Annotated in this window: 8 protein-coding genes; all 8 read right to left on the reverse strand. The window is 60.5% G+C overall.

The genetic code is table 11. The features are described from left to right. Positions 1–17: 17 nt before the first annotated feature. The 8 genes from SPITH_RS06705 to SPITH_RS06740 all read right to left on the reverse strand — a co-directional run bounded on the left by SPITH_RS06705 (position 18) and on the right by SPITH_RS06740 (position 12,897). Positions 18–1,133: an endo-1,4-beta-xylanase gene (locus SPITH_RS06705; protein ID WP_155816524.1), complete on the reverse strand. Its 1,116-nt coding sequence runs from the start codon at positions 1,131–1,133 to the stop codon at positions 18–20. Between the two features lie 42 nt (positions 1,134–1,175). Further along, entirely contained in the window at positions 1,176–3,227 is a 2,052-nt protein-coding gene (locus tag SPITH_RS06710) for a hypothetical protein (protein WP_014624925.1), read from the reverse strand. After that, complete coding sequence (locus SPITH_RS06715; RefSeq protein ID WP_014624926.1) at positions 3,228–4,115, reverse strand: glycoside hydrolase family 43 protein; 888 nt, start codon at positions 4,113–4,115, stop codon at positions 3,228–3,230. It abuts the gene before it with no gap. 10 nt (positions 4,116–4,125) lie between these two features. Continuing rightward, positions 4,126–6,408, reverse strand: coding sequence for a helix-turn-helix domain-containing protein (locus SPITH_RS06720; protein ID WP_014624927.1), 2,283 nt, complete (start codon positions 6,406–6,408; stop codon positions 4,126–4,128). Between the two features lie 71 nt (positions 6,409–6,479). Beyond that, a complete protein-coding gene (locus SPITH_RS06725) occupies positions 6,480–8,141 on the reverse strand; it encodes an extracellular solute-binding protein (protein WP_014624928.1) in 1,662 nt (553 codons plus the stop codon). 49 nt (positions 8,142–8,190) lie between these two features. Continuing rightward, positions 8,191–9,099 (reverse strand): carbohydrate ABC transporter permease, encoded by a 909-nt coding sequence (locus SPITH_RS06730; protein WP_014624929.1) that lies wholly within the window; start codon positions 9,097–9,099, stop codon positions 8,191–8,193. Then, positions 9,093–10,016 (reverse strand): ABC transporter permease, encoded by a 924-nt coding sequence (locus SPITH_RS06735; protein WP_245523349.1) that lies wholly within the window; start codon positions 10,014–10,016, stop codon positions 9,093–9,095. The genes SPITH_RS06730 and SPITH_RS06735 overlap by 7 nt, the downstream gene beginning before the upstream one ends. 196 nt (positions 10,017–10,212) lie before the next feature. Then, on the reverse strand, positions 10,213–12,897 hold the full coding sequence (locus SPITH_RS06740) for an alpha-L-rhamnosidase (RefSeq protein ID WP_014624931.1): 2,685 nt from the start codon (positions 12,895–12,897) through the stop codon (positions 10,213–10,215).

Consider the following 12,897-nt stretch of genomic DNA (forward strand, 5'->3'; position numbering starts at 1 on the left):
AAACCCCTTACCGTGGTCTACCAGTTGATGATCGAAAAAAAGGCCTTCTTGGGATCACCCTTTCCGTCGAAGAGGAGTGGATAGTTCTCCCTCCGCTCCTTAAGAAAGCGTCCGCCTGAGAACCCGTTGAGCCACGAATCGGGATCCGTGAGACCCCAGAACGTGACCGATGTGACCTCACCCTTGTGTTGCCGGAAGACCTCGAATATCTCCGCGTAGCGACGGGAGAGGCGCTCCTCGAGTTCAGGCGTATACTCCATCTGAGGAGTAGATGGATTGCCATCGTAGCAATCGATGTCGAGTTCGGTGATGTGGACCTCAAGCCCCATGGAGGCGAAGGTCTCGATCGTCCTCGAGATCTCGTCGACGGAGGGCCACACGAGGTTCCAGTGAGCCTGGATCCCTATGCCGTCGAGACCGGCCTCCACGAGATCGAGCTCCTCGAGCATGCGCACGATCCTCTCCCTCTTGCCGGGCTGGACCACGTTGTAGTCGTTGTAGAAGAGCTTGGCATCGGGATCCGCCATCCGCGCATACTCGAAGGCCTCCCTGATGTACTCAGGCCCTCCGTACGACTGATACCAGGGAGAAGAGGTGCGCCACTGCGATCCGTCACCCACCGCCTCGTTCACCACGTCCCAGGCATGGATCTCTCCTCGGAAGTGGCCCGCCACCGTGCTGATGTACTCCTTGAGGAGCCGCTTCGCCTCTTCCTTGGGAATTTTCCCGGGTATGAGGGAGGAGGTCTGGTTGTGCCACACGAGGGTGTGGCCTCTCACCACGGCCCCATGCTCCCGGGCGTATCGAACGAGTCGGTCTCCATAGGTGAAGTCATACGTCCCATCACGATAGATGTTCTCCGGCTTCATCCCGTTCTCTGCCGTGAACGAGTTGAAGTGCTCGAGCAACCTCTCTCCATAGGCCTGATAGAAGGGCGTGCTGTTGTACTCGCCCAGCTTCACCGCAGCACCGATGTAAAAATAGTCCTTATATACCTCTTTGAGAGGGGCATACGCCATGGAACGCTCCTTCATACCCGCGGGATAGAGGCCTCCCAGCCCCACCAGGAAGGCCATGATGAGGAGGGCACCTCTTGGTATAGGATGTGTACTTTCCGTACTTGTCTTCATCATGGGGACAAGTATACCCTGGAATCAGGATTATAGCAAGGATTTTTAAAATTCTCTTATAAAAGGCACGCCCGGGAGGTGTTCCACCTCGAGCATCCAGCCTTTCGAAGACGGGAAACCCCTCGTCTCGCCTGCTCCGTCCTTCCCCGACATGAGGGCCACGGCCCACAGGAGCGCGCCGTTACCGGGAAGATACACGGGAAGGTCGGGGCCCTGGTAGTTGTGACCGTTGGGGAGATAGGTGTTCTTGGGCGACTCCATGAGGAGGAGGTCCGGTACCCGTTCCACCTCCCCCACCCTGGCCGCTACGAGAGCCAACAAAGGAAAGTCCCATCCCCACATGCTGGGGAAGTCCCAGGAGGAAAGCACCATGCCGAGGGTCCGACGCACCACCTCTCTGTCCAACGGTGGATCCGGCAGAAGGGCAAGGGGGAAGAGCATGGAGGGATGATCCCGGTTGTGTTCGGTCCACGTGGTACTACACCGTTCGTGAGCAGGAAAGATTCCTCCACTCACGGGAAGCGGGGCGAGGAGAGACAACACTCGCTCCCATTCGGGAGGAGTCTCTCCTCCCGACATGCGCATCCATTCACGGGCTGTCTCCAGCGCCCACCGCCAGTAAGCGAGTTCGAACACCGGATTGAGGGTCTCGAGGGGGTGATGCGTCTCCTGGACCGGGATGAGGGGTGGTCCGAGGTTGTAGTGCCGCCCATCCCACTGCAGAAAGTCCACCATGAACCTGGCGGTCTGGAAGACGATCTCGGCGTATTCGTCCACCACAGGCCTGGAGGGAAAGGCCCTCCGGAGGAGTTCCGCGTACATGATGGGATGGGGTTGCTGCCAGCAGAGGTACACACCGATGGGAGAGGGGCTCTCTTTCCCCGAAGGATCGGTCATCTTCGGCCACCTCGCCCCTTCGTATCCCTGGGAGGCGGCGTGTGCCACGGCCTCGGGGAGGATGCGCCGGTACCACCAGAGGCTCCTCTCCAGGAGGTTCGGATGACCCCAGAGGACGAAGTGCCCGGCATGGAGCAGATGCATCTCGAGGTGGAACTTCCCGTACCAACTGTTGCAGGTGAGACCGGTCTCTTGGGGGGGGAGCGAGCCCGCGCACTGGACGGTCGTGAGGTACCGGGAGAGGACGACCCTTCGCTCGAGTTCCTGAGCGCCGGGGTGGGTGCTTCGGGAGAAGTCGATCATCCCCCCGGTGGTCCAGAACTCCTCCCAGAAGGCAGAAGCACCTTCAGCACATTCGGTCCACCCCGGACATGGGGTTCGGGGGGGAACAGGAGTGAACTCCACACTCATCTCGAGGGGCGAGGATTCACCCTCCAGCACGTAGAGATGGGGACGCATCCGGAAGAGGCGTCCACCCCCCTTCCACCTGAGGTGTACGAAGTACACGGTCTCGTCGACATGGCGAAGGAGAAGGGCATTCCCCGCCCCGGAACGGACCACCTCCGTCCGGTGTCGATCCTCCGAATCCCAATGAGCCCCCTCCATCTCATGTGAAGGATAGGGGAAGGCGAGCCTGAGGGCGATCTTCCTCCTCTCGAGGAGTCGGGGAGCCTCCACCCTCACCGCCACGAGGTCCCGTGAAGGGTGTACCACTGTGAACACCTCCACCGGAGACCCCTCCAGCAGGAAGAAGCTGTGGAGGGAGCCGGTCCACAAGTCGAGCTCCTGTCGAGGCGAGCGCAAGAGAGAGCACCCATCCTCTCCCATCGATCCAGCGCGCAGACCCTTTCCGAAGAGGAATCCCAGCGTCCCCAGGTGGAACCGATGTGGATTGATCCTCAGTGCCGTGTAGACATCCTCCTGTCCTGTGGCCTCGCTCATGTAGCCCACCGTTCTCGAGCCGCTCCGGTGGTACGTGAGCCGGAGGTCCTCATGGGGATGATCGGGATACGAGTGGAAGGCCCACTGGGCCATGGTGCAGAGGGGTATGCCCCCCTTCGGAACGGGGAAGGTCTGGAGCCCGGTGATATCGGCGGTGAAGGCGAACTCGCCATTTCCCACCGTGAGGGGCGAGAGAGGATCCGGCCGATACAGCACCGGATTGTGCCTGCGGACCACGTCCTTTCGCCGTATGGCCATCTAGTGTTCCTCCCCCTTCAGCCGGAGCCCCTCCTCGCTCTCCTCGACCTCGACGTAGTGGAACCGCTCCTCCGGTGTCCTGTTGGGGTGATGGTAGGCGAGAGACCACCTTCCATCCAAGGTCCGGAAGATCATGGCGTGCCCGCGATCCCCGACGAGGAGCGGTTCGGGCTCATGGATCCACGGGCCTTCGACCTTCCCTGTCCTGGAGACGGCCACCCCCATCTCGTAGCCGGTGCTGCCCAGACTCGACCAGAGGAGGTAGAGCCTACCGCTCGGCCCCCTCCAGAGGAAGGGGCCGTCGGTCACCCTCGCGTCGTGCCTTCCCGAGCCGTCCCTCCGTTCCAGCGGAGCGGGCCATGACGCCGAGGAGGCGCGGAAGAGGAGCACCGGGGCGCCCACCGCGGTGAGAAGGTCCTCCGAGAGTCGAACCGCCCAGATCTCGCCGTCGTGCACCTGCACCCATTCCCGGCAGAAGACCATCCAGGTCTGCTCCCCTTCCACGTAGAGCGTGCCGTCGAGGCACTCCCACCCTCGGGGAGTGAGCGGATCGGGAGAGTGGGGGCGGAACGGCCCGAGCGGTGAGGTGGCGCGGAATACCTGGGTGGCCCTGCAGTGCCCTTCCGCCTTGAACGACGCGAAGAGGTAGTAGGCCCCACCGTACACGTGCACCTCGGGGGCCCAGAAGTTGAAGCGACCCCAGAACCGTCCGGGCGGCCGGAACGCAGGATGAGGCCCTTCCCATTCCTCGAGGTCCCGGCTCACATAGACATCGAATCCGACCCCCTCCCCTCTCCAGGGATCGGGATCCGTGGTCCCGTAGAGATAGTAGAGCCCGTCCTCACAGAGGATATAGGGGTCTCGTATCTGGATATCGTCACGTTTCATCGACACTCCTTCACTGCGAGATGGAAGACCCTGCATGTTCGTCCCGATAACGATGGGGTGAGACGCCGAACATACGCTTGAAGGCCCTCCTGAACGAAGAGACATTGGTATATCCACAGCGACGGGCCACCTCCTCCACCGGCATCCTGGTGGACACCAGGAGGTCCACCGCCCGCTCCATCCTGAGTCTGAGCAGGTAGCCGGAGAGATACTCGCCGCGCTGCTCCCGGAAGAAAGAGGAGAGGTAGCTCTCCGAGAGGTGGAACCTCTCTGCAATCGAGGAAAGGCAGAGCGAAGGGTCGTCGAAATGATCCCGGAGATACCCCTCGATCTGGAGGGCGAGGGTCTCGTTGTGGCTCCTCTTCTCACGATTCCTCATCTCCAGGATCCTGGTGAAGACATCGGTGACCCAGCGGATCCCCTCCTCCTCGTCCCCTCCCCTGGGAGGGGCTTCGAGCAGTGCGAGGATCTCAGGAGAGGGCGGCCCGTTCTCGTTGACCACCCTGAGCATCGTACCCCGCAGTGCGAGAAAGAAGTTCTGGAGTTCGAGCCCCACCAGGGTCCGCTCCTGGAAGTTCTCCCTCCAGAGATCCGAGAGCAGTGAGACGAGGAGGTCCCTGTTCCCCCCCCTCGCCGCCCGAATGAGGGCCTCCTCCACATCGAGGGGATACCAGTAGCCCAAAGGGGCGGGGTGGAGATCCTCGTAGAACTGGATCGAGGTCCTCCCTTCGGGTGGAATGGCCTCCAGCGCCGCTTTCGCTTCCCCGAAAGAGAGGGGCAGGAGGAAGGGATCCTCCACCGGGGAACCCACACCGAAGAGGAGGAGTCGAGAGAGGCGCTCCGGCAGCCCCTCCAGGGAGGTGCGCACCCACTCCTCCACCTCCCGCCTGCACTCTCCCCCTCCTGGCAGGTGTTTCACCACCGCCAGGATCCCCGAAGGCATCCGGAGGCAGTGCTCCCCCTCTCCCGACCGCTGTTCCAGGAACACTTCCACCTGATCCAGGGCCTCGGCACCCATACCCCCGAACTCGAGCGGACTCGTTCCCACCGCGATCACGAGATATCTGCCGGTAAGGAACTCGATGCCGAACCTCTCCGCATCCTTCCTCCAGATTTCTCGGTCCTCGTATCCCCCTCTGAGGAGGATCTGGAAGAAATAATCCCGGAAGAGACGACTCTTCCGGTCACTCTCCACTTCGAGTTCGTGCGTCCGCTCGGAGAGGTGTACGAGGGCCTCCTCAACCTCCTGGTAGACGCTGGTCAGACCGTGGAACGATCCTCCCATCCCCTCGGGGATGCGACGGACTATCCTGGACAAGGGCCTCGAATTGGAGAAGGCCACTCCATAGGCGAAGCTCACTCCACCCACACAGCCGAGGAGCACGAGAAGGAGCCAGACCCCCCTCGCCGAAGAGAGCGGAGCGTTCACCTTCTTGGTGTTCACCACGGCGATGTAGTGCCAGTCCATGAAGCCTGAGCGATGGGAATATATCTTGAATTCCTCTCCTCCGACGCGGATCTCTTTCCGTCCCTCCCTCATGGCCCCTCTCACCTCATCCACGGGGAGGGGGACTCCGGTGGAGACCACCACCGTTCCCCTCCCATCGACCACCATCACCCCGCCGCCGTAACTCGCGGGGAGAGGGGACAAACGTCGCGCGAGAAGCTCTTTGTTGAAGATCGCCACGAGGACGCCCCTCTTGTAGGTACCCGTACCAAGAGGCCTGATGAAGAACAGGACCGGCACGTAGTGGCCGCCGCTCACCTTGTAGGACCCAGGGAAGAAGGAAGGCAATTCTTTGCTGTTCACATCTTCCATCAAAGAGAGCCACATCTCGGCCGAATAGCCTTCCACTTCGAAGAGCGTGGTGTAGAAAAGGTCGTAGGGAGCGAACCCGTTCTCATAGACGACGAGATCACTCCTCTCGAGGTAGATGAAGATCCTCTCGAGGAACTCCATCCCAAGGTGCAGGGATGCGAGCCGACGAGAGACACGTCTCGTGTGGTAGAGTTCCGAGCCGGTGAAATCACCGGGATGGTTGAGGTACCAGTTCACTTCGTAGTCGCTGCTCAAGGCCGTGACCGCCTTCTCGAAATCCTGGAACCTGAGATCGAGATCGGCGGCGGTGCGCTCGAGCTGGATCCGGGCGATATTGTCGGCCACCTCGAACATGGTCCTCGACGCGAGCACATACGCCGCCACGCTCCCCACCAAGGCGGGGAAGAGGATCATGAGATTGCTCACGATGAACCGCAGGAAGATGTTCCACGAAAGTCGTTCGTTGTCGCGCATCGTCCCCCTTGTGAGGATTCAAAAGATAGTGGGCAAGGGGACCACGAGTCCCCTTGCCCAGGAAGCATGGTTCATTTCGAAGTGTAATACCCTTCTTCAAGGATTTCCATGAACCGGGGGAGACCCAGGCTCTCGAGCTCCTTGAGATAGGCGTCCCAGTCCTTCTCCACGTCGAGATCACCCACGATGAATCTGTCGATGGCCTCACCCACATAGGTATGGATGGTTCTCCTCAGGTCGATGAACTCGGTGAGGTTCTCCTCTGCGATCGAAGCGGTGGCGTAGGGATACCGCCTCACCTTGTAGGGTTCGTAGAGCAGGGTGGCGTTGTAGAGGAGTTCCTCGTAGGAGAAGCCCTCTGACTTCGCGAACTCGTTCTTCAGGTTCCGCGTCCAGCCCGGCCCCATGTTGATCTGGGCGTTGTCGTCCGGAGTGAGGGGCTTGAGGTACTTGTACTTGGCCGGCTCACCGTTGATCGCAATGAGGTTCTCCGAGGGATCGACCTTGGCCCAGTGGACTCCCTCGACCCCCTTGTCGTGGAGCGCGGTCTCCAGGCGGTAGAAGTGGTCCGCCCACCTGAATGCCACCTCCGGATACTCGCAGTTGTTGGTCATCACGAACTCCACGGGACGGATCACCGCATCGATGAACCAGGGTGTATGGGCCTTGCCCTGTGGCCCTTTGATGGGCGGGAGTGCGGTGAACTGGTGCATGGGCGCCGCAGGATCACCGGAGAGGCTGCACATGTTGGCCGGATGGTGGGAGGCATATCCTCCGATCCTGTTCACCTTCCCCTCGATCAAGGGTTTCACCTGCGAGCGGTCCTGGGTGAGCGCAGCCACGTCGAACAGGCCCTCCTGGTAGAGCTTCCTGAGGAAGCGGAGTCCTTCCCTGAACTCGGGCTTGTTCGCGGTGAAGACCACCTTGCCATCGATGATGAACTCGTAGCAGTTCAGGAGGGCATCCCCCGAGTCGTCCTGGCCTCCGGCCGGAATGAAGGCGTTCATGATCCACATGGCGAGGTCCTCCAAGTGGCGCTTGGCCCCGGTCATCGGGATCTCGTCGTTCGGATCGCCGTTCCCGTTCGCATCCTTTTCCTTGAAGGCCTTCATGACCGCGTAGAACTCATCGATCGTGGTGGGCATCTTGAGCCCGAGTCTGTCGAGCCAGGCCTTGTTGATCCAGAACTTCTGGCGCATGGTCATGTGGTAGTCGTCCGTGAACACGGCCGGGAGGCTGTAGATCTCGCCGTCGGGATAGGTGATGGCGTCCTTCACCCACGGCTCGGCCTCGAAGAGTTCCTTGATGAAGTACCCCTGGCTCTCGATGAGATCGGTGAGGGGGAGGAAGAGCCCTTGCCTCGCATACCGATAGACATCCTGCTTACTGAGGGCCGAATCGGTACATCCGAATATGATGTCCGGATAGTCACCCGAAGCGAGGATCACCGAGAGCTTGGTGCGCGCATCCACCTTGCTCGTCTCGATCCACTCGATCTTGACGTTGGTCTCCTGCTCCACCCACTGGGCCATCGGATTCGTCTTCATGTCCTGAATGAATCCCACGCTCGGGATGAAGACGCTGAGCGTCACCGGTTCCTCCACGATGGGAAGCTCACCCGGAGGGGTGATCTTCACCTTCTGGGCGGTCTGTTGCTCCCCCTGTCCTGCAGCGGGAAGCACCACCGCCGCCAGGAGCAACAGGAGAGCGATACTCACGATGCGATCTCGCATGATAGACCTCCTGCATCTCGATTTCTATTTCCATGTCAACGACATGGGCCTAACCCTTTATCGATCCGATCATGATTCCTTTCACGAAGTAGCGTTGCACGAAGGGGTAGATGACCAGCACCGGCAGGCTCGCCACCACGATGAGCGAGAACTTGAGCAGGTCGTTCAGGCCCGCCACCCGCGCCGCGTACTCCACGTTCTGGTACGAGTCCACCCCCATCTCGTTCATGAGCACGATGTTTCGCAGCACGATCTGAAGCGGAAACAATTCCTTCGAAGAGAGGAAGATGAACGGATAGAAGAACGAGTTCCAGTGTCCCACCGCATAGAGCACGGTGAGTACGCCGATGATCGGGGCGGAAAGAGGCAGGGCTATCTTGAAGAAGAAGTAGAAATCGTCGCTCCCATCGATACGGGCCGCCTCCCTGAGGTCCGAAGGGAGATTTTGCTGGATGAAGGTACGGGCGATGATGAGATTGGCCACCGACATGGCGTTGGGGATCACCATGTCGAGCCTGTTGTTCAGGCCGATGGTGTTCTTCACCACGAGGTAGAAGGGAATGATCCCCCCGGAGAACAGGAGCGTGAAGGTGAACAGCACCATGATGGCGGTCCTCCCGGGGAGCTCCTTCTGGGCGAGGGCATAGGCTGCGGTCATGGTGACCGCGAGGTTGATGAAGGTGCCCACCCCCATGTAGAAGAGGGAATTGAGGTATCCCGTGATCACGGTGTCGTACTTGAATACGGCCTTGTATCCTTCCAGAGAGGGTTCCACGGGCCAGAGCACCACCGCCCCCCTCGAGACCGCGCCCGGAGAGCTGAAGGAGGCGCTCAGTACGTACACCAGAGGATAGATCACCACCACGGCGATCACCGTGAGGAAGAGACCGTTCACCACATCGAAGACCTTGTCCGCCCCGGTGGACCTGAGCGCGGGATGAGATGTCTGATTCACCATAGGCTAGATTCTCCCCATTTTCGGGCTACGGTATTCATGGTCACCACGAGGACCAGATTGATGAGTGAGTTGAAGAGGCCGATGGCCGTGGCAAAGTCGAAATAACCTTCGAGGATTCCCACTTTGTACACATAGGTGGTGAGCACCTCGGAGACTCGGAGATTGAGCGGGGTCTGGAGAAGGATGACCTTCTCGAACGATATGTCCATGACACGACTCACTTCCAGTATGAAGAGGACGGTGGCGGTAGGAAGGAGCGAAGGGATATCGATGTGGAGAAGGCGCTGGAATTTCGAAGCCCCGTCGATGGCGGCCGCCTCGTAGAGTTCCGGAGGTACTGCGGAGAGGGCAGCGAGATAGAGGATCGCCTGGTATCCCATGAGCTGCCACACATCGGTCCAGACGAACACGTGGCGGAAGGCCTCCGGGGTGCCCATGATGTTGAGAGTCTTACCGGTGAGACTCCTTATGAGACCTGAGAGGATTCCATAGTGGGGCGAGAAGAGCTGGTATACGATCCCCACAACCACCACCACCGAGAGGAAATAAGGGGCATAGGTCACCGTCTGGAGGAAACGCTTTATTCTTGGGGAACGCACTTCGTTGATCGAGAGGGCGAGGAGGATGGGGATGGGGAATCCTACCGCCAGCTTGTAGAGCCCAAGGATGATGGTGTTCGAGAAGATCTCACCGAAGCGGTAATACGAGAGGAACCTGCGGAAGTGTTCCAGTCCCACGAAGGGGCTTCCCGTGATACCGAGCCGCACGTTGTACGACTTGAAGGCGAGCTGCAAACCGTACATGGGTCCGTACCTGAAGATGAGGATGTACAGGAAGGCAGGCAGGATGAGCACATAGAGCTGCCACGAGCCTGCGACACGCCTCAGGAGGGTACGGAACGATGTCTCACGTCTCATGTTGTGTACATGCATACCTCCTGAATATCACAGATACGGCTCCCGTCAAGGATACGTTTCTTTGGAAAAGCGTGCTTTTTTTTGCATACCGGGTGATAGTGAGGAGAAGTCCGGACATTTGTTCTCACAGGACAAAGAAGGAGAGGGGCCGAAACCCCTCTCCTTCTTTCATACTCACGGCTTGGAGTTACATGGATCACGATCTGGGTCTTCTCTCCGGTACCGGAGAAACGAGTCGATAGCACCCCGAGCCTAGTACTGTAGTGGCACAAGGAATCCCCCCCACCATACGATCCTGGAATCCAAGGCCTTCACCCTCTCGAACTGATGCGCTTCTCACCCCCCAGAGACGCACCGTAGCCTTTGTATTGGGAGGAACCTCGAACTCCCAGTGCATGCTATCTCCTTCGATGCGCCATGCGGAAGTGATTACACCGTAGGGGCTCCTGTAACGGACCGAGTACTCCGGAATGTACCTGCTGGGAAGAGGTTCGAGCGAGAACGAGGAGAACCCCGGCCCTCCATCATCGACCCGGATACCCCCCATGACGGTATACATCCACTCTCCCACCGCTCCGTAAGCGTAGTGGTTGAAGGAATTCATCTGCGGGCTCCACATGGTGCCGTCGGGCTTGATCCCGTCCCAGTGTTCCCAGATAGTGGTGGCACCCGCCTCCACCTCGTAGAGCCAGGACGGATACTCGTCCCTGAGGAGAAGGGTATAGGCGAGGTCCGTATAGCCGTGATCGGAGAGTACGCGGAGGAGGAACGGGGTCCCGAGAAACCCTGTGGTGAGGTGGCCCTTCTCCCGCACGAGGTCCGCGAGACGCGCCGCTGCCTTCTCCCGGGCCGATTCCGGGACGAGGCCGAAGGCCAGGCCGAGGGTGTAGCCTGTCTGCGTCTCGAGCCGTAGTCGTCCCTCCCCGGTGAAGAACTCATGGTACCAGGCCTCAGCGATCTCCTTGTGGAGGCCCGTGTACCGGCGTTCGTCCTCTTCCAGGCCGAGCACTCTTGCGGCATGAGCGAGGATCTCCGTGGAGAGGGCGTAGAAGGCCGTGGCGATGAGCGGGAGGGGGGTGAGCCCTACGTAACTCCCCTCCTCGGCATCGAGGGCGACCCAGTCTCCGAAGTGGAAGCCACGCTCCCAGACGAGTCCGTCCCTCGCCTGTGCCCTCATGTACTCCACCCAGCGTTTCATCGCAGGGTACAGGCGTTCGAGTACCCGCCTGTCACCGTATCGCCGGTAGAGGATCCAGGGGCAGATGGTGATCGCATCCCCCCATCCGGCAGAGCCGAAAGGCGGCTCCCGGAAGTTGGGATCCTGGTGCTCGAGAAGGGAGAGCACGTCAGGCACCACAAACGGAACCGCACCATCGCGCCGTTGATCGAGTGTCATGTCCACGAGCCATTGGAGAAGGAACGATCGCGCATCGGAGAGGTAGGTGGCCGTCCCCACGAACATGGCCGCATCACCGGTCCATCCCAGCCGCTCATCCCTCTGGGGGCAGTCCGTGGGAATCGCGAGGCTGTTCCCCTTCCAGCTCCACTGTATGTTGTGGTGGAGCCGGTTCAGGGGCTCGTGCGAGCACCTGAACTCGAGGAGGGGTTCCATGTCAGAGTGGAGCACCTCGGCCGTGAAGCTGGAGGGCTCGACCTCGTCCGGCCACTCATCCACACACACGTAGCGAAACCCCTGAAACGAGAACCTCGGGGAGAACTCCTCCACGCCGTCCCCCTTCAGGACATACTCGATGGTGTTCCGAGCCTTCCTGAGGTTTTCGGTGTAGAAGTTGCCCTCCCTGTCGAGCACCTCGGCATGCCGGAGCTTCACCCGATCACCCCTCCGGCCCCTCACCCTGAACCGGACCCACCCGGTGAGGTTCTGCCCGAAGTCGAGCACCTTCTCGCCGCGAGGCGTGGTCACGATGCGCACAGGGGCCAGTCGCTCATGGATACGAACGGGAGGGGCCTCCTGTGCCTCGACGGCACGCCCCGACATCTCGAGAACCCGGCACTCCTCCCACTCCCCGTCGTCGAATCCCGGCAGGTCCCATCCCGGTACCTCGAGACGGGCGTCGTAGACCTCACCATGATAGAGTTCCGCATACACGAGCGGACCGTCTGAGGACCTCCACGTGGAGTCGGTCACGAGCCGCCCCTCACCGCCCTCCTCCTTCCACCTGAGGTCCACGGAGAGGGCGATCTCCCGGCCGTACAGGTTCCTCTCGAGGAACCAGGTGAGCTCCCCCCTGTACCAGCCGTTCGCCACTATCCCTGCTATCACGGTCTTTCCGGGCTGGAGGTAGTCCGTCACATCGTAGGTCTGGTAGAGCACCCTGTGGTGGTACGAGGTCCACCCTGGGGTGAAGTAGGAGTCCCCCACCCTCCGGCCGTTGATGGAGAGCTCGTACAGTCCGAGCGCCGTGGCGTAGAGTCTTGCCCTCACAACGGGCGTATCGATCCAAAACTCCCGACGCAGATACCGCGGCCTGGAACTTTGTCCCATCCGCTCCACGGGTTCGGGACTCACGAACGGGGCCGACCACTCGGGAAGACCTGTCTCGAACCACACCGGTTCACTCCATGGAGAGCACGCTCCGCCCTCCACTTTCGTCCTCACCCGGACATAGTACCGTGTGCAGGGAGCCAGATCTGCTCCACCATACTCTACCCACTGGGACATCCCTCCCCGCACCATCCCGCTGTCCCACACCGGGGAGGTGAATCCTTCATCCAGCGCCACCTGGATCTGGAAGGCCTCCTGCACTACATTGCGCAGTCCCTCGGCCACTCCTATCTTCCAGGAAAACCGAGGTCGAAGGACACGAAGAGCCAGAGGGAACCTCTGTCCCTCACACATGACATCGTACACATGGATCAT

This window comes from Spirochaeta thermophila DSM 6578, from assembly GCF_000184345.1.
GTDB lineage: Bacteria > Spirochaetota > Spirochaetia > Winmispirales > Winmispiraceae > Winmispira > Winmispira thermophila.

Bases quoted from the DNA above. Each gene is read 5' to 3' on its own strand.
- SPITH_RS06740 (WP_014624931.1), bottom strand. From the start codon at position 12,897: ATGATCCATGTGTACGATGTCATGTGTGAGGGACAGAGGTTCCCTCTG.
- SPITH_RS06720 (WP_014624927.1), bottom strand. From the start codon at position 6,408: ATGCGCGACAACGAACGACTTTCGTGGAACATCTTCCTGCGGTTCATC.
- SPITH_RS06705 (WP_155816524.1), bottom strand. From the start codon at position 1,133: ATGATGAAGACAAGTACGGAAAGTACACATCCTATACCAAGAGGTGCC.
- SPITH_RS06725 (WP_014624928.1), bottom strand. From the start codon at position 8,141: ATGCGAGATCGCATCGTGAGTATCGCTCTCCTGTTGCTCCTGGCGGCG.
- SPITH_RS06715 (WP_014624926.1), bottom strand. From the start codon at position 4,115: ATGAAACGTGACGATATCCAGATACGAGACCCCTATATCCTCTGTGAG.
- SPITH_RS06710 (WP_014624925.1), bottom strand. From the start codon at position 3,227: ATGGCCATACGGCGAAAGGACGTGGTCCGCAGGCACAATCCGGTGCTG.
- SPITH_RS06735 (WP_245523349.1), bottom strand. From the start codon at position 10,016: ATGAGACGTGAGACATCGTTCCGTACCCTCCTGAGGCGTGTCGCAGGC.
- SPITH_RS06730 (WP_014624929.1), bottom strand. From the start codon at position 9,099: ATGGTGAATCAGACATCTCATCCCGCGCTCAGGTCCACCGGGGCGGAC.